Origin of the sequence: Rhizobium sp. BR 362, assembly GCF_036528765.1 — a bacterium.
Taxonomy (GTDB): domain Bacteria; phylum Pseudomonadota; class Alphaproteobacteria; order Rhizobiales; family Rhizobiaceae; genus Rhizobium.
In genome coordinates this window covers 183,688-207,044 of sequence record NZ_JARWGH010000007.1, presented here as the reverse complement: position 1 = coordinate 207,044, position 23,357 = coordinate 183,688, and the positions used below count along the sequence as shown (strand labels likewise).

The 23,357-nt window shown below is 59.6% G+C and carries 21 protein-coding genes and 1 pseudogene; 7 read left to right on the top strand and 15 right to left on the bottom strand.

All coding sequences use genetic code 11. The annotated features are described in order from the left end of the window. Positions 1-13 precede the first annotated feature (13 nt). Positions 14-838 carry a sugar phosphate isomerase/epimerase family protein gene (locus tag QDY28_RS13110; RefSeq protein WP_331382115.1) on the top strand — a complete coding sequence of 275 codons (825 nt, stop codon included), beginning with the start codon at positions 14-16 and terminating at the stop codon, positions 836-838. Between the two features lie 80 nt (positions 839-918). On the opposite strand, the gene QDY28_RS13105 is transcribed toward QDY28_RS13110, so the two are convergent. The 8 genes from QDY28_RS13105 to QDY28_RS13070 all read right to left on the bottom strand — a co-directional run bounded on the left by QDY28_RS13105 (position 919) and on the right by QDY28_RS13070 (position 9,510). Beyond that, the gene (locus QDY28_RS13105; RefSeq protein ID WP_331382114.1) at positions 919-2,025 is read right to left on the bottom strand and encodes a branched-chain amino acid ABC transporter substrate-binding protein; all 1,107 of its coding nucleotides are present in this window, start codon (positions 2,023-2,025) and stop codon (positions 919-921) included. A 284-nt stretch (positions 2,026-2,309) separates the two neighbouring features. Next, positions 2,310-3,695: an FGGY-family carbohydrate kinase gene (locus tag QDY28_RS13100; RefSeq protein WP_331382113.1), complete on the bottom strand. Its 1,386-nt coding sequence runs from the start codon at positions 3,693-3,695 to the stop codon at positions 2,310-2,312. Continuing rightward, the gene (gene rhaM, locus QDY28_RS13095) at positions 3,692-4,018 is read right to left on the bottom strand and encodes an L-rhamnose mutarotase (RefSeq protein ID WP_331382112.1); all 327 of its coding nucleotides are present in this window, start codon (positions 4,016-4,018) and stop codon (positions 3,692-3,694) included. The genes QDY28_RS13100 and rhaM overlap by 4 nt, the downstream gene beginning before the upstream one ends. After that, entirely contained in the window at positions 4,015-5,028 is a 1,014-nt protein-coding gene (locus QDY28_RS13090) for an ABC transporter permease (RefSeq protein WP_331382111.1), read from the bottom strand. The genes rhaM and QDY28_RS13090 overlap by 4 nt, the downstream gene beginning before the upstream one ends. Then, entirely contained in the window at positions 5,025-6,029 is a 1,005-nt protein-coding gene (locus tag QDY28_RS13085) for an ABC transporter permease (RefSeq protein ID WP_331382110.1), read from the bottom strand. The genes QDY28_RS13090 and QDY28_RS13085 overlap by 4 nt, the downstream gene beginning before the upstream one ends. Before the next feature lie 10 nt (positions 6,030-6,039). Continuing rightward, entirely contained in the window at positions 6,040-7,575 is a 1,536-nt protein-coding gene (locus QDY28_RS13080) for a sugar ABC transporter ATP-binding protein (protein WP_331382109.1), read from the bottom strand. 72 nt (positions 7,576-7,647) lie between these two features. Then, on the bottom strand, positions 7,648-8,643 hold the full coding sequence (gene rhaS, locus QDY28_RS13075) for a rhamnose ABC transporter substrate-binding protein (RefSeq protein WP_331382108.1): 996 nt from the start codon (positions 8,641-8,643) through the stop codon (positions 7,648-7,650). Positions 8,644-8,697: 54 nt separating this feature from the next. Continuing rightward, a complete protein-coding gene (locus QDY28_RS13070; protein ID WP_331382107.1) occupies positions 8,698-9,510 on the bottom strand; it encodes a DeoR/GlpR family DNA-binding transcription regulator in 813 nt (270 codons plus the stop codon). A gap of 205 nt (positions 9,511-9,715) precedes the next feature. Between QDY28_RS13070 and QDY28_RS13065 the strand changes: the two genes are divergently transcribed. Both QDY28_RS13065 and rhaI read left to right on the top strand, forming a co-directional pair. Beyond that, the gene (locus QDY28_RS13065) at positions 9,716-11,812 is read left to right on the top strand and encodes a bifunctional rhamnulose-1-phosphate aldolase/short-chain dehydrogenase (RefSeq protein WP_331382106.1); all 2,097 of its coding nucleotides are present in this window, start codon (positions 9,716-9,718) and stop codon (positions 11,810-11,812) included. A gap of 220 nt (positions 11,813-12,032) precedes the next feature. Next, positions 12,033-13,325, top strand: coding sequence for an L-rhamnose catabolism isomerase (gene rhaI, locus QDY28_RS13060; RefSeq protein WP_331382105.1), 1,293 nt, complete (start codon positions 12,033-12,035; stop codon positions 13,323-13,325). Positions 13,326-13,330: 5 nt separating this feature from the next. Here rhaI and QDY28_RS13055 read toward each other — a convergent pair whose 3' ends face one another. Both QDY28_RS13055 and QDY28_RS13050 read right to left on the bottom strand, forming a co-directional pair. Then, positions 13,331-13,777 carry a type II toxin-antitoxin system VapC family toxin gene (locus tag QDY28_RS13055; RefSeq protein ID WP_331382104.1) on the bottom strand — a complete coding sequence of 149 codons (447 nt, stop codon included), beginning with the start codon at positions 13,775-13,777 and terminating at the stop codon, positions 13,331-13,333. Beyond that, positions 13,777-14,022 (bottom strand): type II toxin-antitoxin system Phd/YefM family antitoxin, encoded by a 246-nt coding sequence (locus QDY28_RS13050; protein ID WP_331382103.1) that lies wholly within the window; start codon positions 14,020-14,022, stop codon positions 13,777-13,779. The genes QDY28_RS13055 and QDY28_RS13050 overlap by 1 nt, the downstream gene beginning before the upstream one ends. A 139-nt stretch (positions 14,023-14,161) precedes the next feature. Here QDY28_RS13050 and QDY28_RS13045 point away from each other — a divergent pair. Next, positions 14,162-14,623, top strand: a pseudogene (locus QDY28_RS13045) (NUDIX hydrolase). A 15-nt stretch (positions 14,624-14,638) separates the two neighbouring features. Here QDY28_RS13045 and ggt read toward each other — a convergent pair. Beyond that, positions 14,639-16,228, bottom strand: coding sequence for a gamma-glutamyltransferase (gene ggt / locus QDY28_RS13040; protein WP_331382102.1), 1,590 nt, complete (start codon positions 16,226-16,228; stop codon positions 14,639-14,641). 83 nt (positions 16,229-16,311) lie between these two features. Next, positions 16,312-16,959: a TetR/AcrR family transcriptional regulator C-terminal domain-containing protein gene (locus QDY28_RS13035; RefSeq protein WP_331382101.1), complete on the bottom strand. Its 648-nt coding sequence runs from the start codon at positions 16,957-16,959 to the stop codon at positions 16,312-16,314. A 157-nt stretch (positions 16,960-17,116) separates the two neighbouring features. Between QDY28_RS13035 and QDY28_RS13030 the strand changes: the two genes are divergently transcribed. From QDY28_RS13030 to QDY28_RS13020, 3 genes are all read left to right on the top strand, one after another. After that, positions 17,117-18,280: an HlyD family secretion protein gene (locus QDY28_RS13030; protein WP_442967513.1), complete on the top strand. Its 1,164-nt coding sequence runs from the start codon at positions 17,117-17,119 to the stop codon at positions 18,278-18,280. Between the two features lie 26 nt (positions 18,281-18,306). Next, positions 18,307-19,890, top strand: coding sequence for a DHA2 family efflux MFS transporter permease subunit (locus QDY28_RS13025; protein ID WP_331382099.1), 1,584 nt, complete (start codon positions 18,307-18,309; stop codon positions 19,888-19,890). 227 nt (positions 19,891-20,117) lie between these two features. Further along, positions 20,118-20,909, top strand: coding sequence for an HpcH/HpaI aldolase family protein (locus QDY28_RS13020; RefSeq protein ID WP_442967509.1), 792 nt, complete (start codon positions 20,118-20,120; stop codon positions 20,907-20,909). A gap of 53 nt (positions 20,910-20,962) precedes the next feature. Here the strand turns inward: QDY28_RS13020 and QDY28_RS13015 are convergent, their stop codons facing one another. From QDY28_RS13015 to QDY28_RS13005, 3 genes are all read right to left on the bottom strand, one after another. Next, a complete protein-coding gene (locus tag QDY28_RS13015) occupies positions 20,963-21,628 on the bottom strand; it encodes a YiiX/YebB-like N1pC/P60 family cysteine hydrolase (RefSeq protein ID WP_331382097.1) in 666 nt (221 codons plus the stop codon). Positions 21,629-21,847: 219 nt separating this feature from the next. Next, the gene (locus QDY28_RS13010; RefSeq protein WP_331382096.1) at positions 21,848-21,997 is read right to left on the bottom strand and encodes a hypothetical protein; all 150 of its coding nucleotides are present in this window, start codon (positions 21,995-21,997) and stop codon (positions 21,848-21,850) included. A 125-nt stretch (positions 21,998-22,122) separates the two neighbouring features. Next, positions 22,123-23,316, bottom strand: coding sequence for a Gfo/Idh/MocA family protein (locus QDY28_RS13005; protein WP_331382095.1), 1,194 nt, complete (start codon positions 23,314-23,316; stop codon positions 22,123-22,125). Positions 23,317-23,357: the final 41 nt, after the last annotated feature.

The window sequence follows — 23,357 nt, the reverse complement described above, 5'->3', positions numbered from 1 at the left end:
GAGGATCAACAGAATGGCTGTATCCGGCCTTTCCATCAATCTTGCGACCGTGCGCCAGCAATATGACATGCGCCAGGCAGTCGAGGCTTGCCTGAAGCAGGATATCGTCGCAATCGCACCCTGGCGCGATCAGGTGCACGCGATCGGTTTGGCGGAAGCGGCAAGAATCATTGCCGACAACCGGCTGAAGGTCACGGGGTTATGCCGTGGCGGCATGTTCCCCGCGGCCGATGCCGAAGGCCTCAGGGCGGCGATCGACGACAACAGGCGGGCGATCGACGAAGCGGCGGCGCTGAATGCCGATTGCCTCGTGCTTGTCGTCGGCGGCCTGCCGATGGGCTCGAAGGATATTGTTCATGCCCGCGAGATGGTGGCTGACGGCATTGCGGCGATCCTGCCGCATGCGCGCAGCGCCGGCATTCCGCTCGCGATCGAGCCGCTGCACCCCATGTATGCCGCCGACCGTGCCTGCGTGAATACGCTCGAACAGGCGCTCGATATCTGCGACTTGCTGGGCGAGGGCATCGGCATTGCCGTCGATGTCTATCATGTCTGGTGGGACCCGAAGCTTTACGAGCAGATCGCTCGCGCCGGCGCCAAAGGCCGGATCCTTGCGCACCATATCTGCGATTGGCTGGTACCAACCAAGGACCTGCTGCTCGACCGAGGCATGATGGGCGACGGCGTCATCGACCTGAAGCGCATTCGCGCCGCTGTCGAGAAGGCCGGCTTTTCCGGTCCGCAGGAAGTGGAAATCTTCTCGGAAGCGAATTGGTGGAAAAAGCCGGGTGAGGAGGTCCTCTCTACCTGCATTGAACGCTTCCACACCGTTTGCTGATGGGCAGCGCAGGGTCGACCAGCATAAAAATGCCGGGCCGCAAACGGCCCGGCAAAGTTTGAAGACGCGAGCCGCGTCGCTTATTCGACCGGTACGATCTTGCCGGCTTCCCACTTGTAGAGCGAGAAGCTCTGCGAGGTGAGATCGCCCGTCTCGCCATAGGTGACCTTGCCGATAGCGGTTTCGATCGGTTCGCCGCTCTTCAATGCCGTTGTCACGGCTTGCGCGTCATCGGCGCTGCCAACCTTCTCGATGCCGGCTTTCAGTACCTGCACCGCGGCATAGGCATTCAGCGTGAAGGCTTCGGCCGGGATGTTGCGCTCCTTCAGCGCCTTCGCGGCGGTCTGGGAATCCGGATTCTTCAGAGCGTCGGAGGCGTTGGTGAAGATCGTGCCGGCGGCAGCTTCATTGCCGATGGCCCAATATTCGGTGTTCGACAGGCCGTCGCCGCCGATGAGCTGCGCCTTGACGGAGATGTCGTGCAACTGACGGGCGAGAAGACCACCTTCCGGATGATAGCCGCCGAAATAAACGACCTCGGCGCCGGCGGACTTGAGCTTCGCCGTCAGGGCGCTGTAGTCTTTTTCGCCGGGGTTTAGGGAGTCGTTCAGCACTTCCGTCACGCCGCCCGCATTGAGCGTTGCTTTGAAGGCATCGGCCAGACCTTTGCCGTAGGCGGCCTTGTCGTTGAGAATGGCGATCTTCTTGTCCTTGAAGTTTTTCAGGACGTAGTTCGCCGCAACGTCGGCCTGCTGGTCGTCACGGCCGCAGGTGCGCAGAATATTGGTGAGGCCGCGCTTGGTGAGATCCGGCGCGGTCGCGGTCGGCGTCACCATGAGGATGCCGTTTTCGGCGAGCGCGTCCGAAACCGGAATGGCCACACCCGAAGTGACCGGACCGACGACGAAACGAATGCTCTGGCCGACGAAATCGTTGGCAACGGAAACGCCCTGCTTCGGATCGCCCGCATCGTCTCCCAGTTTCAAAACCACTTTCTGACCGAGAATGCCGCCGCTCTTGTTGATCTCGTCGATGGCGGTCTGGGCGCCGTTCTTGACCTGGTCGCCGTAAGCGGCCACGGGGCCGGTTAGCGGCGCGATCAGCCCGATCACGATGTCCGCATGCGCAAGCGGCACGAAGGCCAGCGAGGCGACGAACGTCGCAGCCGTCAATGTCTTCAGACTCATTTTTTCTCTCCTTGGATGGGCGCGGCAGCGCCCTTTGAACCCGCCGCAATGGCCTGTCGTCATGCGCGAACTGCCGTAAGGCGCCTTGAAATGGAGACAGGAAGTGACATCGAGGCTGATGATCGCTTTCGGACATTTTTGACCTCAAAAGCGCTCATAAGGGTAGTTTCTGTAGGAATATTACCGCGATTCCGCAAGAAAATAACCGTCGTGGAGACAATTTTGACGGTTCTCAGAAATTTCCAGCGGCAAACTACTGCGGGAATTTAGGGGCGAGAGGCAGCTTATTCCGCCAATGCCCGATGCCAGGCCAGCCGATAGTCTTGCAGACCCGGCAGATCGCCACGGATGGGCGGGTTTTCCGATGGAGCCGTTGGCCTGATGCCGGTCAGCAGCGCCGCGCCCTGGCTGGTGCCGGTCGAACCGGGAAGGGCGATGACATTAGATTGCGTCAGTGAAGATAAGGCGGAAAGATAGGCGTGATTGAGCGCGAAAGGCCCTTCGACGAAGATCGGCCCCTTGGCGCCGATCAAGCCGAGGCATGCTTCCGTCATCAACGCAAGATAGAGACTGACGGCGGCGAGGCGTTCTGCCGGATTTGCCGAGGCGTCGCCGATCCAACGTCTCGTCTTGCCGGGAAAAGGACCGGAGCCATCGACCACATTCGGGAGCAGCATCAAGCCCTTGCCAATCACGGTTTCCAGCGCCGCTTCTATGGCTTCAGGTTCGGCCTGACCGATTTCACTCGCCAGAATCTCGAATTCCCGCCCGCCCATGAAGCGCGAGGAAGGGACGGCCCGACCATAGGCATCGACGTTGGCGAGCGCATCACGCGCCGGGTCGAGATGGTCGAGATCGCCGCCGACGGCGAAATTGATCACCCAGGTCCCGGTCGACACGACGGCGAAGGGCGCTTCGTTCTCCACCAGATGCGGCAGCAGCGAGGCGTTGGAATCATGAATGCCGCAATAGACCGGAATCGCAGTATCAAGACCGATCTTCGCCGCGATTGTCGGCAACAGAGGCCCGAGCGCATCGAAGGCGGAGCGGATGGGGGCCATCAGCGGGCGAATGCCAAGCGTGTCGACCAGCGAGGAATAAGCGCCGGTGGTCGGGTTCCAGAGATCGGTGTGGCAACCGAGCGAGGTCACCTCATTGGCGGTGACGCCCGTCAGCCGAAAGGCCCAATATTGCGGATAGGTGAGGATCGTGCTGACGCGCGCGAATTCGCGGGGAAATACGCTTTTCTGATAATGGATCTGTGCGCCGACATTCAGGCCGCCGGAAAGGCTCGGGGAAAAAGTCTCCTTGAACGGCGGCCGCAGGTTTTCATAGGCTTCCTGCACGGCTTGCGGATAGCGATGCTCGTAGTCAAGTACGGGGAGGGCCAGGCTGCCATCTCCGGCAAGAAGAACGGCAGAGGCGCCATGGGTGGTAATCGAGATGGCGTCGTACCCGGGCGCAGCAGCAAAATCCCTCAGCGCGGCGATAACGAAATCCCATAACCGCTCGATATCGTAATGTGGATATGGGCCGGTCTTCAGCGTCGTATTGGACGTCCGCACGACGGCGATCTCTGCGCCGGTCTGCGCGTCGAGTACTACGACCTTGGCGTTGGTTTTGCCAATATCGAGGACAGCAATGCGGCGGTAGGTCGACGGAGCTGTCATGGCAGATGGAAAACCGTGACGAGATCGCTCTGAACGGGCGAATTGTCGGGATTGGCTGTCATGATATCGGCCATATGCGCCCACCACTTCTTCATGACGGGATGGTCGGGAAGGCTTGCCATCGTGTGATCCTTCGGCCGTGTCAGGACGCCAAACAGCGTGTTGGTCTCGCGGTCGAGATGGATGGAATAGTCGCTGACGCCGGCCTGGTGCAGCAGTTCCACCAGTTCGGGCCAGATTTCGTCATGGCGTTTCCGGTATTCGGCCTCCATCCCGGGATTGAGCCTCATCTTGAAGGCATGGCGTTCGAGAGGAGTGGTCATTTCGGGCTCATGGCTTTGATGCGCCGTGCAACGATCGGCAGCGCGATGGTGATGATGAGAAGGAGGCCGATGAAGATGGACATGACTATGCCCGGCACGTTGAGAAGGCCGAGACCGAACGTTACCAGGCCCATGACGAAAGCTGCAATGACGACGCCGCCGATCGTGCCGGAGCCGCCAAGGATCGACACGCCGCCGAGCACCACCATGGTCACGACTTCCAGCTCCCAGCCGAGCGCGATCGAGGGGCGGGTGGAGCCGAGGCGCGAGGTCAGGCAGACGGCAGCAATGCCGCTCATGATACCGGTTAGAAGGAACAGGATGAATTTGACCCGTTCGACCGGAATGCCGGAAAAGCGCGCCGCAAAATCATTGTTGCCGATCGTATAGACTTGCCGGCCGAAATTCGTCGCATGCAGCAGCACCGCAAAGGCGATCGCCAGCACGATGAAGAGAACGAATTCAAAGGAGAAGACCCAGAAGACATAGCCCTGGCCGAAATAGGCGAAGGGCTCGGGGTAGTTGCCATAGGCCTGGTCGCCGAGGACGATATAGGAAATGCCGCGGAACAGGCTCATCGTGCCAATGGTCACAACAATCGACGGCAGTTTCAATACCGAGACGAGGAAGCCGTTAAAAAGGCCGCAGACGAGGCCGACACCCAGCCCGATTGCCACCAGCCCGACCGTGTCGACGCCCACCTGCGCAGCGGCGCCCATGGCGGTCGAGGCAAGCGCGATAATGGCGGCGACGGATAGGTCGATTTCGCCGGCGATGACCAGCAGCGCCATCGCGAAGGCGATCATCGCTTTTTCGGTGAAATTGAAAGTCGCGTCAGAAAGATTGTAGGGGTCGAGGAAATAGGGCGAAGCCAGTGAATTAAAAATGAAAATGGCAATCGCAACGCCGAGCAGAAGGACTTCCCAGCTCGCCATCACCCGCTTGAAGGGCGTGCCCAGACGGTCGGGAATGCTGCGCTTTTCCGGCGTGGTTTCGGAAACGGTGCTCATGCGGCGACCTCCTTGCCCGAGGTTTCCTTCGCCGCTTGATCCCTGAGGATGATACGGCCGCGATTGCGTTCGCGCCGGGCGTTGAAGGCGACGGCGAGGATGATGACGGTGCCGGAGATCGCCATCTGCGTGAACGGCGAAATACCGATGACGGGCAGGGCATTCTTGATAACGCCGAGAAACAGCGCGCCGAGCAGGGTGCCGGCGACCGAGCCCACACCGCCGGCGATCGAGATGCCGCCGATGACGCAAGCCGCGACGCTGTCGAGTTCAAAACCGTTGGCGATGTCTACATATGCAACCGCATAGCGCGATACCCAGAGATAGCTGCTGAGGCCGGCCAGAGCACCCGACAACACGAAGGCGAGAAAGCGCGTCCAGCCGACATCAATGCCGGCATAAACCGCCGCAACCGGATTGCCGCCGCTAGCATAGGTGGAGCGGCCGAAGCGCGTATAGCGCAGAACGAAATACATCATCAGCACGATGGCGATGGCAATCCAGGAGAGCACCGGCAGGCCGAGGAGCAGCGTGCGCGGCACGTTGAGGAAGATCGGCGTGAACTGATGCGCATTCACCCACGCACCGCCGGACAAGACGAAGGCCATGCCGCGATAGATGGTCAGCGTGCCGAGGGTGACGACGATCGGCGGGATTTCCAGAGCCCAGACCAGATAGCCGTTGATGGCGCCGAGCACCGCGCCCATGACGACAGCGGTGACCACGAGCACGATCAGCGGCAGATCGGGATAGGCGGCATTCAGCATGGCAATGGCCATGCCTGTGAAGGCAAGATTGGCGGCGACGGAAAGATCGATCGATTTCGTCAGGATCACCGTCATCTGCGCCAGTGCCAGGATGATCAGGATCGATGTATCATTGAAGATATTGGCGAGATTGGCAGGCTCGGCAAACCCGGCTGCACGCGTGGCGAAACAGGCGATCATCACGATGATGATGACGAAGAGCAGCGTTTCGCGTTTTTTGAGGATACGTGGCATCCGGCTCTCCCTATGCATTGCCCGTTGCGGCGCGCACCAGCGTTTCCGGCGTTAGCCCTTCGCGGTCGAAGAGACCGGCGGAAAGGCCTTCCTTCATCACCAATACGCGATCCGACATGCCAAGAATTTCAGGCAGTTCGGAGGAGATCATGATGATACTAAGCCCCTCGGCAGCCAGCTCGCTGATGAAACCGTGCACGGCCGCCTTCGAGCCGATGTCAATGCCCTTGGTAGGCTCATCGAGCATGATGATCTTCGGCTGCGTCGCCAGCCATTTTCCGATCACGACCTTCTGCTGGTTGCCGCCCGACAGCGTGCCGACGGGAACTGAAAGGGCAGCGGCCCGCAGATCCAGCCGCTCGGCATATTTGCGGGCGAGCGCGAACTCGTCGGCTGCCTTGAGGAAGCCTTTGCGCGAGGTCCGGCCGAGGGAAGGCAGCGACATGTTCTGATAGATCGGCATCGGCAGCGCCAGCCCATGGCGGCCGCGCTCCTCCGGCACATAGACAATGCCGGCGCCGATGGCGTCATGCGGCGAATGGATGTGGATTTCCTGACCGTTCAGCGTTAGACGGCCGGAGAGCGGCTTGGTGATGCCGAACAGCGATTGGCAAAGTTCGGAACGGCCGGCACCGATCAGGCCGTAAACGCCGAGAATTTCGCCGCGGCGCAGCTTGAAGGAGATGTCCCGAAATTCCGTGCGGTGACAGTAGTTTTCCACCTCAAGCACGACGTTGCCGATCGTGACCGGCACTTTTGGAAAGGCATCCTTGACGTCGCGGCCGACCATCATGCGGACGATCTCGTCCTGCGGCGTTTCCTTCAGGCGGCCATGACCGACGGCGCGGCCATCGCGGAAAACCACGAAATTATCGGCAATTTCGTAGAGCTCGTCGAACTTGTGGCTGATGAACAATATGGCCTTGCCCTTGGCCTTCAGACCCTCAACGATACGGAAGAGGTCATCGATCTCCTTGCGGGACAAGGCCGCGGTCGGCTCGTCCATGATGACGATGCGGGCATCGATCGATAGCGCCCGGGCAATCGCGACGAGGTGGCGCTGCGCAATGGAGAGGTCCTTCAGGCGGATCGACGGATCGATGGTGCTTTCCAGCGATTCCAGTAGCAGCCTTGATCGGCTGTTCATCGTCTTCCAGTCGATGGTGCCGAATTTCGTGCGCGGCGCGTGGCCGAGAAAGATGTTTTCGGCAACCGTCAGCTCGTCGAAGAGCACGGTCTCCTGGTGAATGGCAGTGACGCCGGCGTCGATCGCGGCCTGGGCACTGTGGAATGTGGTCGCCTTGCCGTCGACGAGGATTTCGCCTTCGTTCGGACGATAGATACCGGTCAGAATCTTGACGAGCGTCGATTTGCCGGCGCCGTTTTCGCCGATCAGGGCAGTGACCTTGCCGGGATAGAGCGAGATGCTGACGCCGTCGAGCGCCTTGACGCCGGGAAAGATCTGCGAAATGCCGCGCATTTCCAGAATGGCGGTATTGCCCAAGCTTGGCATGCCCGTGGCGGGTCGTTGAAGAACTGTGGTCATCAGCAATGCACCGGATGAGTTAACCAAGTCCGGCGGCCGAAGCCGCCGGAGAGCTGCGAACGATTCCGTCGATCAGAAGACCTTGGAGAACTGATCGATATTCGAAGCATTGTAGACGAAGGGATCGGCCATAGCGGCTTCGCCGTTGTCGCCGACCTTGATCTTGCCCATGCGGCCGGCATTGATTTCGCTGCCCGGCTTGCCGTCGGTTTCACCCTTGACGAGGCGGTAGGAGATCTGTGTTGCGGAATAGCCGAGGTCGATCGGGTTCCAGATCGCAAATTCCTTGGTGGCACCCGACTTGATGGCGCCAGCCATTTCGGAGGGCAGGCCGAGACCGGTTACATAGACCTGGCCGATCTTGCCGGCATCCTTGACGGCCTGCGAAGCGGCAAGCACGCCGACGGTCGTCGGAGCAACGATGACCTTGACTTCGGGATGCGAGGTCAGAAGGCCCTGGGCTTCGCGGTAGCTCTTGTCCGAAAGGTCGTCGCCATAGACGGTCGTTACCAGGTTGAGGCCCGGGAAGTCCTTGAGCTGCTTCTTCATCTCGCCGATCCAGATGTTCTGGTTTGTGGCGGTCGAAGTCGCGGACAGGATGGCGAAATTGCCCTTGCCGCCGTCAAGATGATCCTTGGCGAGCGTCAGGCACATCTTGCCGATCAGCTCGTTCGAAGACGGATTGAGCTGTAGGATGCGGCCGGCTGGAGCCACGCCGGAATCCCAGGAGATAACCTTGATGCCGCGCTGCGCTGCCTTCTTCAAGGCGGGCACCACAGCATCCTTGTCGTTGGCGGAGATAGCAATGGCGTCGACGCCCTGGGCGATCAGCGAGTTGATCACTTCGATCTGGGCTTCGGCGGTCGGCTGCGTCGGGCCGGTGTAGATGACCTGGACGCCGCCAAGCTCCTTAGCGGCTTCCTGAGCGCCCTTGTTGGCCGCTTCGAAGAAGCCATTGCCGAGCGACTTCACCACGAGGCCGATCTTGACGTCTTTCGCACTTGCCGTGCCGGCCATCATTGCGACGGCCAGCGCTGCGCCGATCGCCAATTTCTTTGCAATATTCATGTCTCTTCCTCCCAAAGTTGATAGGCTATGCTCACCCCGCCTGAGCCGCGCATCTCATGCGACCGACGGGGAATCCTCCCTCTCGGCCTGCGCCGTGACGCTCGCGATAATCAGCGACACGCCGGCATCCTCGATCATGCGTACAGTCTCCGCCGAAACGCCGTCGTCGGTGATGATGGTCGTCACCTGCTCGAGCGGGCAAAGGATCAGGCTGGAGCGCTGACGGAATTTGCTTGAATCGACCATGACGACCAATTCATCGGCCTGGCGCATCAGCTTCTGCTCGCTCTGGATCACCAGCGCGTCAGCCTCCATGATGCCGAGCGGACCAACGCCTTGCGCGCCGACGAACATGCGCCGCGCGTAGAAGTTCCGGGTCGTGTCGTTGTCGAAGGGCGACAGGATCAGGCTCTGCTCGCGATAGATCGCGCCGCCCGGGACCGTCACGGTGTTTTTGGAATGCTTGACCAGATGTTCGGCAATGGCGAAGGAATTGGTCATCACCTGCAGCCGATAGGCCGAAATATAATGCACGAGCTGGAATGTCGTCGTGCCGCCATTGATGATGATGGCATCGCCCTGGCCGCATAATTCGGCGGCCTTGCGCGCAATTGCGCGTTTCTTATCGATATTGACGCCTTCCGAAACGCGGAAGGGGCGCCCGGCCAAATTGCCGAGCTGCGGAGGATGGATCGATTCCGCGCCGCCCCGCACGCGCCGGATCTTTCCCTGCACATGCAGGGCCGCGATATCACGGCGGATCGTCGCCTCGGAAGCCTCGGTCAATTCGGAAATATCCTGAATCGTAACCACGGGCTTTTCCTGTACGGCGCTTAAAATGATGCGATGGCGTTCACGTTCGTGCATCGGCTCCTCCTTCTCGGGTTATTTCGCAAATGTGACAAAGTGTCAATCACAAACGCTCAAAAACTTTCATATTGCAGCGCAGCATTATCAAATTTGATCGTTTTCGATTGACAAAACGACTGTGCGTGAGCGATATCGTGGTGACAAAGGGCGGTTTGAGCGCGTTTCAGATCGTCCGCAAGACATGATCTTATGGGAGGATGACATGGCGGCTGGTGTTCAGCTTCTGGAAAACCGTTGGGATGATGCATATGCGGCCGGCCTCGATGAGCCGGGCAAGCTTCTCTACCGGTCGAATCTGCTCGGTGCCGACAAGCGTATCACCAATTATGGTGGCGGCAACACATCGGCCAAGGTCATGGAAACCGATCCGCTAAGCGGCGAAAAGGTTAAAGTGCTGTGGGTCAAGGGCTCCGGCGGTGATGTCGGCACCATCAAGCTCGATGGTTTTGCCACGCTTTATCAGGACAAGCTCGACAGCCTGAAGGGCATCTATAAGGGCGTTGCCGATGAGGACCGCATGGTCGGCTTCCTGCCGCATTGCACTTTCAACCTCAATGCTCGCGCCGCTTCGATCGACACGCCGCTGCATGGTTTCGTGCCCTTCACCCATGTCGACCACATGCATCCCGATGCGATCATCGCGATCGCCGCTTCGAAGAATTCCCGCGAGCTGACACGCGAAATCTTCGGTGAGGAAATCGGCTGGCTGCCCTGGCGCCGCCCCGGTTTCCAGCTCGGCCTCGACCTCGAAGCCTTCGTCAAGGCGCACCCCAACGCCAAGGGGGTCGTTCTCGAAAGCCATGGCCTCTTCACTTGGGCGAACGATGCTAAGGCCTGCTACGAACTGACGCTTGCAATCGTCAACAAGGCAATTCAATGGTTTGCGGCGAAGACTGAAGGTAAGACCATTTTCAGTGGCGCCGCAGTCCAAAGCCTGCCGCAGGCAGAACGCCGCGCGATTGCCGCCAAGCTGATGCCGGAAATTCGCGGCCGCATCGGCAAGGCGGAGCGCAAGCTCGGTCATTTCGATGATCAGAATGCCGTGCTCGAATTTGTCAATTCGAACAACCTCCGTCCGCTCGGCGCGCTCGGCACCAGTTGCCCGGATCATTTCCTGCGCACCAAGATCCGCCCGCTGATCGTCGACTTCGATCCGGCAAAGCCCGACGCGGACGCTGTCATTGCCGGACTCGACCAGGCGCTGGAAGACTACCGCGCCGACTACGCCCGCTATTATAACGACTGCAAGCACGACAATTCGCCCGCCATGCGTGATCCCAACCCGGTGATCTTCCTGGTTCCGGGCGTTGGCCTGCTCTCCTTCGCACGTGACAAGGCGACGGCACGCATTGCCGGCGAGTTCTACGTCAATGCCATCAACGTCATGCGCGGGGCATCCACCGTATCCGAATATCAGGGCCTGCCGGAGCAAGAAGCTTTCGATATCGAATATTGGCTGCTGGAAGAAGCAAAGCTGCAGCGCATGCCAAAGCCGAAGAGCCTTGCCGGCCGCGTTGCTTTCGTCACCGGCGGCGCCGGCGGCATCGGCCGCGCCACGGCGGCGCGTCTGGTGGGCGAGGGCGCTTGCGTGGTGCTGGCCGACATCGATCAGTCGGCACTTGAGAGCACGCAGGAGGATTTCGCGAAGAAATTCGGTGCGGATGCGGTGCGCAGCGTCAAGCTTGATGTGACCAAGGAAGACGCCGTGATTTCCTCCTTCGCGGAGGCCTGCGTCGAGTTCGGTGGTGTCGACATTCTCGTTTCGAATGCCGGCATTGCCTCCTCGGCTCCGATCGAGAGTACGGAACTTTCGATGTGGAACCGCAATATCGATATTCTCGCCACCGGCTATTTTCTCGTCTCGCGCGAAGCTTTCCGGCTGTTCCGCCGCCAGAATCTCGGCGGCAACGTCGTCTTCGTCGCCTCCAAGAATGGCCTTGCCTCGTCGCCGAATGCGGCCGCCTATTGCACGGCCAAGGCCGCCGAAATCCATCTGGCGCGCTGCCTGGCTCTCGAGGGCGCGGATGCCGGCATTCGCGTCAACACGGTCAATCCCGACGCGGTCCTGCGCGGCTCCAAGATCTGGAACGGCGAATGGCGCGAACAGCGCGCCGCCTCGTCGAAGATCGAGGTGGACGAGCTGGAGGAACATTACCGCAAGCGCTCGATGCTGAAACTCAACGTTTTCCCGGAAGATATTGCCGAGGCTATCTATTTCCTTGCCTCCGATCTTTCCGCCAAGTCGACGGGCAACATCATCAATGTTGATGCCGGCAACGCGCAGAGTTTCACGCGGTAATGGATGAGCTCTTCCTTCTCCCCTTGGGGAGAAGGTGGCCCGAAGGGTCGGATGAGGGGGTGCGGCAGCGCGGTTCTATCTTTCGCTTACGCTCAAGATGGTCGTCGCTACGCTCCTCTCCCCCTCATCTGCCCGTTGGGCATCTTCTCCCCGAGGGGAGAAGAGGGGCGAGCCAATCAAGGCACCGTAACATATCGAATGACATACCTGGGAGGAAAGAATGGCCGAGTTCAGAATTGCGCCAGATCTGGTTGCTGCGGAAAACGACAAGCGCGCCGCCGCGCTGAAATCCGATTATGAGGCGCTCGGCGCCACGCTTGGGCGCCGGGGGGTCGATATCGAGGCGGTGACGAAAAAGGTCTCCGAATTCTTTGTCGCCGTGCCTTCCTGGGGCGTCGGCACCGGCGGCACGCGCTTTGCCCGTTTTCCAGGCACCGGCGAGCCACGCGGCATTTTCGACAAGCTCGACGATTGCGCTGTCATCCATCAGTTGACGCAGGCGACGCCGACCGTTTCACTGCACATCCCCTGGGACAAGGCCGACGCAAACGAATTGAACGCGAAGGGCGATGCGCTCGGCCTCGGTTTCGATGCCATGAATTCCAACACCTTCTCCGACGCTCCCGGCCAGGCACATTCCTACAAATACGGTTCGCTCAGCCATGTCGACGCGGCGACTCGCGCTCAAGCAGTCGAGCACAATCTCGAATGCATCGAGATCGGCAAGGCGATCGGTTCAAAGGCGTTGACAGTCTGGATCGGCGACGGCTCCAATTTCCCCGGCCAGAGCAATTTCACCAAGGCATTCGAGCGTTACCTCGCCGCAATGGCGGAGATCTACAAGGCCGTGCCGGATGACTGGCGGCTGTTTTCCGAGCATAAGATGTACGAGCCGGCCTTCTATTCAACCGTCGTGCAGGACTGGGGGACGAACTATCTGATCGCCCAAACCCTCGGGCCGAAGGCTTTCTGCCTCGTCGATCTCGGCCATCATGCCCCGAACACCAATATCGAGATGATCGTTGCCCGTCTCATCCAGTTCGGCAAACTCGGTGGCTTCCACTTCAACGATTCGAAATATGGCGACGACGATCTCGACGCCGGCGCGATCGAGCCCTATCGCCTGTTCCTCGTCTTCAACGAATTGGTCGACGCAGAGCATCGCGGCGTGAAAGGCTTCCACCCGGCCCACATGATCGACCAGTCGCACAATGTTACCGATCCGATCGAAAGCCTGATTTCCAGTGCCAACGAAATCCGCCGCGCCTACGCCCAGGCCTTGATTGTCGACCGCAAGGCGCTGGCGGACTATCAAGACTCCAACGACGCCCTGATGGCGTCCGAGACCCTGAAACGCGCTTACCGTGCCGACGTCGAACCCATCCTTGCCGAAGCCCGCCGCCGCACCGGCGGCGCCATCGATCCGGTGGCGGCGTATCGCACAAGCGGCTATCGCAAAAAGGTTGCTGGCGAGCGCCCGGCTTCGGCGGCAGGCGGCGGCGGAATTATCTGAGAAGGCTATAGCTTGGGTGGATTCGCGAAAGGATCGAGTGAGCGCGCATCCATCAGCCGAAAATGCCTCAGGTTTCGAGTGAGGACCGTGTAATCATATCGCAGTGCTGTTGCGGCAATCGCAGCATCTTCGAAACCTGGATCTCCGCCCCGCCCGACCGCTTGGTCGAATAGTCGGCCAGCGATACGGGCGGTGGCTGTATCGAGCGGCAGGATGCGGTCGCCGTAAAGATGAAGCGTAAGTTCAAGCCACTCGCCAAGCAGTTCAGCTTTCTTGGAAGCGCCTGTCCGATGGGCTTTCGCAATCCCGGTTTCTATTTCGGCGACAGTCACGGTGGAGAGATAAAACTGCTGGGCATGGGCTGCAATCCATGCCCGAACAGCCTGCGAGAGCAGATCTTGCGCGCGCAGTGGCGATGTCGCAGAGATGATATTCGTATCCAGAAGATACATTAGAGATCATCATCGCGTAGCAATCGGCCGGGCTTGCGCACTGGCAGGTCGTCGTCTTCCAGCGGCGCGTTGGTAAGCAACCAACCAAAGGACGGGACCTGCGTCAGTTTTTGATATTCGTCATAAGAGATGATGACCGCAGTGCGCTCGCCATGGCGAGTAATGACTGCTGCATTGCCACTGAGGGCATCATCGACAACGGCGGAAAGGGTTGCCTTCGCATCTTTCAACTGAATTTCTCTCATGGGTCACCTATATGACTAGTATGGTCATATGTAGATGTTGCGGCTCGACCCGTCAATATGCGGGTTCAATAGCGGAGAGCGATTCCGTATCCTGTTATGCGTCGGACTGACATTTTCCATTTGAGACACGAGATTGCTGATGGCCACAATTCCTATCCAGTGTTCTGCTATTTCCACAGTCCTTTTACGCCGCATCGGCGAGGAAACACAGGTATTGCTACTTCGGAGAAATCATAGCTTGGTGGGAGAATGGTGTCAGATCGTGGGCAGCATTGAAGATGGCGAAAAGGCTTGGGAGGCCGCCCTTCGCGAGGTATGGGAAGAGACCGGCTTAAAATGTAGTCGCCTCTACTCAGCTGACATCTGCGAACAGTTCTATGAAGCCGATCGTGATGCCATCAGCATGTTGCCTGTCTTCGTGGGTTTCGTAGAGGCCAACTCGATAGTTGTTTTAAATCAGGAGCATAGCGAATTTCGGTGGGTTTTCCTTTGACGCTGCGCTCAGCATGGTTCCATTCGCCGGCCAGCGCCATGTTTGAAGCACGTAGGGGCCGAGTTCGTGAAACGCGAACCCGTCCGACACCTTCTCATAGAAACATAGCCGAAAAGTCCGCGATCAATACCCGAGCGCGATGCCATCCTTGCGGTGGTCGGAGGCGCCGAGCAGGACGCCGCGCTCGTGATCGATCAAAATCGCCTGCGCGCCGCCAATCGGCGCATCCGCCCATTCGGTGACATGGCCGCGGCGCTCGAGGCACAGCTTCACGTCTTCCGAAATTGTCGGTTCGAGCGACAGCTTGCCGTCGTAGCAGAAGCTGCGCGGCTGATCGCTAGCCTGCTGCGGATCGAGGTCGCGGTCAAGTATCTGGCTCAGCATATGGGCGTGGCCGACGGCTTGGTATTGCCCGCCCATGACACCGAAGCTCATGCGCGTCTTGCCGTTTTCCATCAGCATGGCCGGGATGATGGTGTGGAGAGGCAGCTTGCCGGGGCCGATGGCGTTCGGATGGCCCTCCTTGACGACAAAGCCCGCACCACGGTTCTGCAAGAGCACGCCGGCGCGCGGCGCATAGATGCCGCTGCCGAATGCGAAGAAGATCGAATTGATCAGTGAAATCGCATCGCCGTCGCGGTCGACGACGGAGACATAGACGGTATCCTTATGCGTTGGCCCATCCCAGATCGCGGCGTCGGCGGCGCGTTCGAGGCTGATCCGCGAGCGCATGGCGGCAATCGACCGATCGGACAGCAGTTCGTCGATGCTGAACGTCAAGTGGTCAGGATCGCTGATAAGCTGATCGCGTTGGGCGTAACCGGCCTTGGTTGCTTCCGCGAGCAGATGGATGCGATCCGCTTCGGTGAGTTTGGGATCGCGAAGGTCGAAACCGTCGAGAATGCGGGTGATCAGCAGCGCGGCCAGGCCTTGGCCGTTCGGCGGGCACTCCAACAGGTCGCGGCCGCGATACTTGCCGGAGATTGGCACGGTTTCGAACGCCTTGTAGTCAGCAAAATCACTTTCTTCATGCAATCCGCCAAGCGATTGCAGAAGCTCCGCAATCTCCTCAGCGACCTTGCCGCGATAGAAGGCGTCACGGCCGTCCTTGGCGACGGCTTTCAGCGTCGCGGCGAGGGCAGGGTTGGTCAAGCGTTCGCCGATGCGCGGCGCGCTTCCATGCGGCAGGAAATAGGCCGCAGAAGCCGGGTATTTGGCGACCCGCTCGCTATAGCGGCTCCAGTCGAGTTCGACGCGCGGCGTAATGCAATAGCCGTCTTCGGCGGCTGCGATTGCCGGCGCCAGCACACGGCCCATATCGAAACGGCCATAAGAGCCGATCAGCCGGCACCAGGCATCGACGGCGCCGGGGACGGTCACCGCATGCGGACTGTCGTCGGGAATGGCGGTAAAGCCCTTCTCCAGGAAGTAGTCGAGCTTCGCCTTTTGCGGAGCCCGGCCGGAGCCGTTGAGCGCGATCGGTGTGCCACTGGCCGGGCTGTAGAGAGCAAAGCAGTCGCCGCCAATGCCCGTCATGTGCGGATCGATGACCGATTGCAGCGCCACCGCCGCTACGGCTGCATCGACCGCGCTGCCGCCGGCGCGCAGGATATCGACAGCCGCGAGTGTCGCCTGCGGATGCGAGGTTGCCGCCATGCCTCTGTCGGAAACTGCGACCGAACGGCCTGGCTTGAAAAAATCGCGCTGCTGCATCCCTTCAACATCCTCTGTCATCTGTTGCTTTGTGTCTGCCGTGGCTGGACGAAGCACTCAATTCGCGCCAGGATTGATACCTATCAAACCTGACAGCCTTTCAGGAAGACCTCGGCGCAAATTCTCGCCCGACGGCTGATTTCAGCGATATTCGGAGGAGGAAGCTGGCGCAGGATAGCGGCGCGTTGCGGCTCCATGATCATCATTCCACGCAGCATGCCCGAGGCCATATGCGGGTCTTCCAGCCGGATGACCCCGCGTTCGCACTGCGTCGTCAGCCATTTTTCCATGATGGCGTTCGAGCCGACGATTGCCGTCTCATAGAAGGTCGTGGCGATTTCCGGAAAGCGGTCCGATTCGGATATGACGAGGCGCATGATGTCGATGGTGTCATCCGACATCGTCAGCATGCCATAGGCTGTCAGCAATCTTTCCAGGCCCTGCCGCAAGTCCATCGTCGCTAGCGTCGATTGGTCCAGCGCCAGGAAAAACCGGCTTATGCGGTCGGAAACGATGCTTGAGAACAAATCCGCCTTGGTCGGAAACAACCGGTAGAGCGTCTTGGTTGAGACGCCGGCGGATTGCGCGATCGCACTGATGCTCGCCGCCGCATAGCCGTTTTCCCGAAATTGTGTGTCGGCAGCCTCGATGATCAGGCTTTTCGTATCGTCGTCGCAGCGAAGTTGGGGTCGGCCGCGCGGGCGCCTCTCAATTATTTGATTTTCGACCATGTTGGTTTTCCAAATTCCTGTTGACTTCCATTTTATAGCGCATATTTTGGAAAACAACAAGTTTCCTAAATGTGCGACCGATAATTTTGCGGGCCTTCCGCCCAATCAAGACGATCGGTCATCAGGAGAGACGACAGTGGAAAACAAGGTTCACGTATTGAATGCCAATAAGCCAGTATCCGGCGCTGAGGCTCCTACCATGGACGCCGGCAAGCCAGATGTGTCCGTCGAACTGGCGCGCATCGCCGCCCAGGAAAAGCCGGCGGCAAAAAAGAGGGGCAAGTCGTTCCTGCTCGGCGCTACCGCGCTCGCGGTTGTCGCTGCCGCCGCCTACTACGGTCATAATTACTGGACGGTTGGGCGCTTCCAGGTATCGACCGATGACGCCTATGTGCAGGCCGACAACAGCGCGATCGCCCCGAAGATTTCCGGTTATATCACCGATGTTGTCGTCAAGGACAATCAGACGGTCAAGGCAGGGCAGGTGCTTGCCCGCATCGATGACCGCGACTTCAAGACGGCGCTCGACCAGGCCAAGGCTGATGTTGCAGCGGCCGAAGCTGATGTTGAGGCCAAACAGGCCTCTCTCGACATGCAGCAGTCGTTGATCTCGGCCGCCCGCGCGACCGTTGATGTCGACAAGGCCAACGAGACCTTCGCCGAGCAAAATGACAAGCGCTATGCAAGCCTCTCGGTCAATGGCTATGCGCCGGTGCAAACCGCGCAGCAAGCCGCTTCGCAGATCGCCGCCACGCGCGCCGCGATCGACCGTGATACGGCATCGCTCGCCGGGACGATCAAGCAGGTCGATCTGTTGAAGGCGCAACTGGCGCAGGCCAGGGCGACACTTGCCCACGACCAGGCCGTCCAGGCCCAGGCGGAGCTTAATCTGTCCTACGCGACCATTGTCGCACCGCTCGATGGCGTCATCGGCAACCGCACGCTCCGCGTTGGCCAATATGTGCAGGCTGGCACGCAATTGATGTCGGTGGTGCCGACATCGGCAGCCTATATCGTCGCCAATTATAAAGAGACGCAGTTGACCGACGTGCATGCCGGCCAGCCGGTCGACATCGAAGTCGATATGTTCCCGGGCCGTGTCTATCATGGCCATGTCGACAGCCTGGCGCCTGCAAGCGGCCAGGAATTCGCGTTGCTGCCGCCGGACAACGCCACCGGCAATTTCACCAAGGTCGTGCAACGCATCCCGGTCAAGATCGTCCTCGATGGCGACAGCGCTGCATCCGGCGATCTGCGCCCGGGCATGTCGGTGCAGCCAAGCATCGATATCAAGACGGCCAATCAAGGCCACGGCGCGTGATGGTGAGAGATGAGGAGTATTGAGCCATGTCCACCATCACAGCCACCGCCATCCCGCAACCAAGCGCGAAGGCCAGCACCAGGGAATGGATCGCCGTACTCGCCGGCATGATCGGCGCCTTCATGGCGATCCTTAACATTCAGATCACCAATGCCTCGCTTCTCGATATCGAGGGCGGTATCGGCACAGGCGTCGACAACGGCGCCTGGATATCGACGTCCTATCTGATCGGCGAAATCGTCGTCATTCCGCTGACGGCTTTCTTTAGCAACGTCTTCTCGTTCCGCCGCTATATACTGGCGAATTCGATCCTCTTTCCGTTGTTCTCGATTGCCTGTGCCTTTGCGCACGATCTCGGGACGATGATCGTGCTGCGCGGACTACAAGGATTTGCCGGCGGCGTGCTCATCCCTATGGCCTTCACGATGATCCTCACCAAGCTGCCCAAGTCGCAGCAGCCGACCGGGCTTGCGATTTTTGCGCTCTCAGTCACAGTCGCCCCGGCCATCGGCCCTACCATCGGCGGCTATCTGACCGAGAATTACGGCTGGCAGACGATTTTCTTCATCAATGCCCTGCCGAGCGCGATCATGGCGATCGCCCTTGCGCTGACGCTGGAGAAGGGACCGATGCAGCTTGGCCTGCTAAAAGGGGGCGACTGGGCTGGTATCGTCACGATGGCAATCGGGCTTTCAGCGCTGCAGACCGTGCTTGAAGAGGGCAATAAGGATGATTGGTTTTCCTCGCCCTTCATTCTGAAGCTCAGTGCTATCGCCGTCGTTTCGCTCAGTGCCTTCATCTGGATCGAGCTGACCGTTCAGAACCCGCTCGTGAAACTGCGGCTTTTGAAGCAGCGCAATTTCGGCATCGGTGTGCTCGTCAACGTGCTGGTCGGTTTCGCGCTCTTCGGCTCAGTCTATATCCTGCCGCAATATCTCGGTCAGGTGCAGCGTTATAATGCCGAGCAGATCGGCAACGTGTTGGCCTGGACCGGCCTGCCACAGCTCATCCTTATTCCGTTGGTTCCGATGATGATGAAGCGTTTTGACGTCCGTTATATCGGCTTCCTCGGCATCAGCATCTTCGCCATAAGCTGCTTTATGAACGTGACGCTTTCCGCCGACACCGCGGGCGATCAGTTCTGGATACCGAATATCGTGCGCGCCATCGGCCAGGCCATGGTGATCACCCCGATCACCGCCATCACCACCGCCGGTATTGCGCCCGCCGACGCTGCCGCCGCATCCGGCCTCACCAACATGCTGCGAAATCTCGGCGGTGCGGTCGGAACAGCGACGCTTGGCACCGTGCTCACCAAGCGCGAGCAGTTCCATTCCAACATCATCGGCCAGTCGGTGACGCTGGCGCGCGACGAGGTGAGGGACCGGCTGACGCAGGTTACCAATTATTTCCTGTCGCATGGCGTATCGGATCATGCGCTTGCCGCGCAGAAGGCGACGGTCGCTCTCGGCAGCGTCATCAAGCGGCAGGCACTGATCATGGGCTTCAGCGACACCTTCGCCGTCATCGGCGTCCTGCTGGCAACCGCGGCAATCGCCACGCTTTTCGCCCGCAAGCCGCAGCCCGGCGGTGGGGCGGGGGCGCACTGATATCAATCTATCCTTTTGGAAGGCTTCAGGCCGCGGCAAGCTCCACCAGCTTGCCGCGGTCGCCGTCGTCGGATAGCCGTGACCTCTATCTTTCGGGTAGCCGAGGCGCTGGAATTCGCTATTGTCGGCGGCAACGAAAATCTTATTTCCACAGTCGTCGCCCCGTTCGACGGCATGAAGCAATCCGGCCTCGCTTTTGGCGGGCCTGGTAATCGAGGAAAATCATGATGACCACTGATATCAACGGTTTCGCGGGTCGCCTGAAGCGCCGGGAAAATGGCGGCATGATCTCAGCCTGGATCGGCACGCCCGATCCGCTTCTGGTGAATCACCTGTCGCAGGAGGCTTTCGACGCCGTGGTCCTCGATATGCAGCATGGCATGTGGGACATGGCCTCTGCGGCGAACGGCATTGCGCAGGTGCGCCTGGCTGGCAAGCCGGCGATCGCGCGGATCCCGGTCGGCGATTTCGCGTCGGCTTCACGGCTGCTCGATGCCGGGGCCTCCGCCATCATCGCGCCGATGATCAATTCCGCCGATGACGCCCGCGATCTGGTGAAAGCAACGAAATATCCGCCGCTCGGCGAACGCAGTTGGGGGCCGTCGCTCGCGCTCAATCATTTCGGCATCGCCGCTGACGAGTATCTGCAGGGCGCCAACGGACTGACCGTCACCATCGCCATGGTCGAGACTCGCGCCGCGCTCGATGCCATCGATGAAATCCTCGCAGTCGACGGCATCGACGGCATCTTCATCGGCCCTTCTGATCTCTCGATCGCGCTCTCGAACGGCGCGCGTCTGGCGCCCGACAGCGCCGCGATCGATCAAACATTGGCGCATGCCGTGGCGCGTTGCCGCGCATACGGCAAGTTGATCTGCGCCTTCGGTACCGACGGTGAACGCGCCGGACAATTCCTGAAGCTCGGCCTGGATCTCGTCATTGCGGGAGCCGAAACAGCACAGCTCCGCTCCGGCGCCCGCACCGCAATCGAAACTGCCCGGAAAGTTGCTGCTTCCTGACAATTCCAATCTTCGCTATCGAGAGCCCATTGTTGACGGTTTGGACTGAGCCGTCACAGTGGATAGTTCGAATAAATCCTGGTGAGATTTGGATCACTGGCAATGCTGACGGGCGTCACGAGACTCTGATTGAGGATATATTTATAGCACTGATCGAAATCGTAACCGCGCTCAGTACATTCGCTATCGCGCTGCCATCGCGACTGCACAAGGCTTCTGACAAGCATGTTGTCGATGTGTAGCTCAGAGATTTTTTGCACCTTGCCGATCTCGATGCCCACGGCCTTGTAGGCGAGATAAGGCAGCTCGCTGCAGTAAATCGCATCGTTATTGAAAGAGAAAAAGAGATCGTAGGATTTGCCGTAAAGCGTGCGGGAATAGGCCAGAAGCTGCCGTGCGATTTCGGGTGTGAGGCGCGGATCGCGATAGATCGCCACCCGTTTTAACAGGCCGCGATCGACCCAGGTTTTCAGCGGCGTTTCCTTGACCTTTGCGGCAGCCTCGATGACCGTGATTGCGCCATTGTCGTTCCTGATGATCCCCATATGCGAAAAGGCGGAGCCAGTGGCGAGCATGATCGCGCTTGATTGGTTACTGGTCGATGTCTGGAAGATCAGATCGCCGTTCTTGAGCGGAGGATAATCGCCGCCTGCAACGGCATAGAGCGTTCCCACGACAAGACAAGCGCACAGGATCGCAAGAGCCATCAGCTTCTTCATGCCGTCTCCAGAACCTGTTTGAAGCCTTTGATCGAGTTGTGTTTTTATCAAGCGTCTTTGCGCTGAAACATGGCAACCAGAAGGCCAATCATGAACTTACGATAAGGATCTCTAAGACGCCTTTGCAGAGGAAGCCGAAAGCCAGACCCACGCGCCTGCAAAGCACCAATGCAGAGCCAGATGAGGAAACGGTGACGGCGATTTCAGGTGTCGACGGCCTCAAGGAGCGATTTTGACATAGCAGGGATTATACATGTTGAAGCCGCAGCCATTTCCGACAGCTTGTGCGGGCGTAATAAAATTTTGCAGGGCAATGGCTACCACCGCGGCGGCTATGACCGTCAGCACCGCTTTTACATATTTGTCCATAATATTCCCCTAAATATACAACCTATGCGAACAGGCCTAACGTGATTCTCGTGCGATTGCGAGGGGCTCTTATGACAAGCTTGGAAATCCGTGATCGGTCTCAGGACAAAGTTGCTATCCGGAAATTAGAACCGTTCGTGCTCGTACACCACCTCAGCCCAGGTCCCCGTCGCCGTCGATTTCAGACAGGCGTCGATGAAGGCCAGACCATCGACGCCAGACCAGGCATTGGGCGTCAACTGAGCTAGCGGATCAGGCTCGGCGCCGGCAATGCGGGTTGCGACCAGTTCGGCGAAATCGGTATAGATATTGGCAAAGGCTTCGAAGAAGGCTTCCGGGTGGCCGATGGGCAGGCGGGTGCCTCGTTGGGCATGCGGATGCAGGCTCGGCAGGCCGCGAGTGCGGATCTCGTCGGCGCGGTTCAGCCGCATGACACGCAAATCATTGGCCTCGGCCTGATTCCATGAGATACCGCCCTCTTCGCCATAAGCCTCGATGCCGACGACGTTCTGCGCGCCGGTCGCCACCTTGCTCACCAGCATCTGGCCCCGCGTGCCATCATCGAATTTGAGAATCACCTGCGCCGTATCATGTGCCGTCCGACCGGGCAGCGATGGGCCGACATCGGCAAGAACCGCGGTGATGCGGCGGCCGCAAACAAAGCTCATCAGTTGATGCGCATGCACGCCGATATCGCCGAGCACATGGCTCTTGCCGCCCTTGGCCGTATCGAACCGCCATTTGGTGCGTGGCGCCATCTTGTCGGGCTCGGCCTCGACAGGCCGGCTAAGCGAGCCCTGTACGTAGCGGACATTGACGAGACGGAGGGTGCCGATCTCGCCGCCGGTAACGATAGCCCGAGCCTCGCGCACCATGGGATAGCCGGAGTAATTATGGGTGAGCGACAGAATACGGCCGCGATCATGCGCCTTGCGGGCCAGCGCCAGCGCGCTGTCGTAATCGTTGGTCAGCGGCTTGTCGCAGATGACGTCGAGACCGGCGTCAAGAGCGGCTGCGGCATATTCATAATGGCTGTCGTTCGGCGTCATGATGGCGACAGCGTCGATGCCGTCGGCGCGCACGGTCTCGGCTTCGATCATGCTCGGAACGTCTGCATAACCGCGCTTGATGCCGAAAGCGTGGGCGGAGTTCAGCGACCGCTCCGGATCGGAGGAGAAGACACCGGCAACAAGATCGAAGCAATCGTCGAGACGCGCCGCCGTGCGGTGCACCGGACCGATAAGCGAGCCCTGTGCGCCGCCGATCAGGCCGAGCCGCACCCGCCTGCCGAGAAGTTTGAAAACCACAGCCTGCGACATGCAATCCGCCTTTCGTGGTGACCGATGAGAGAAATGAGATA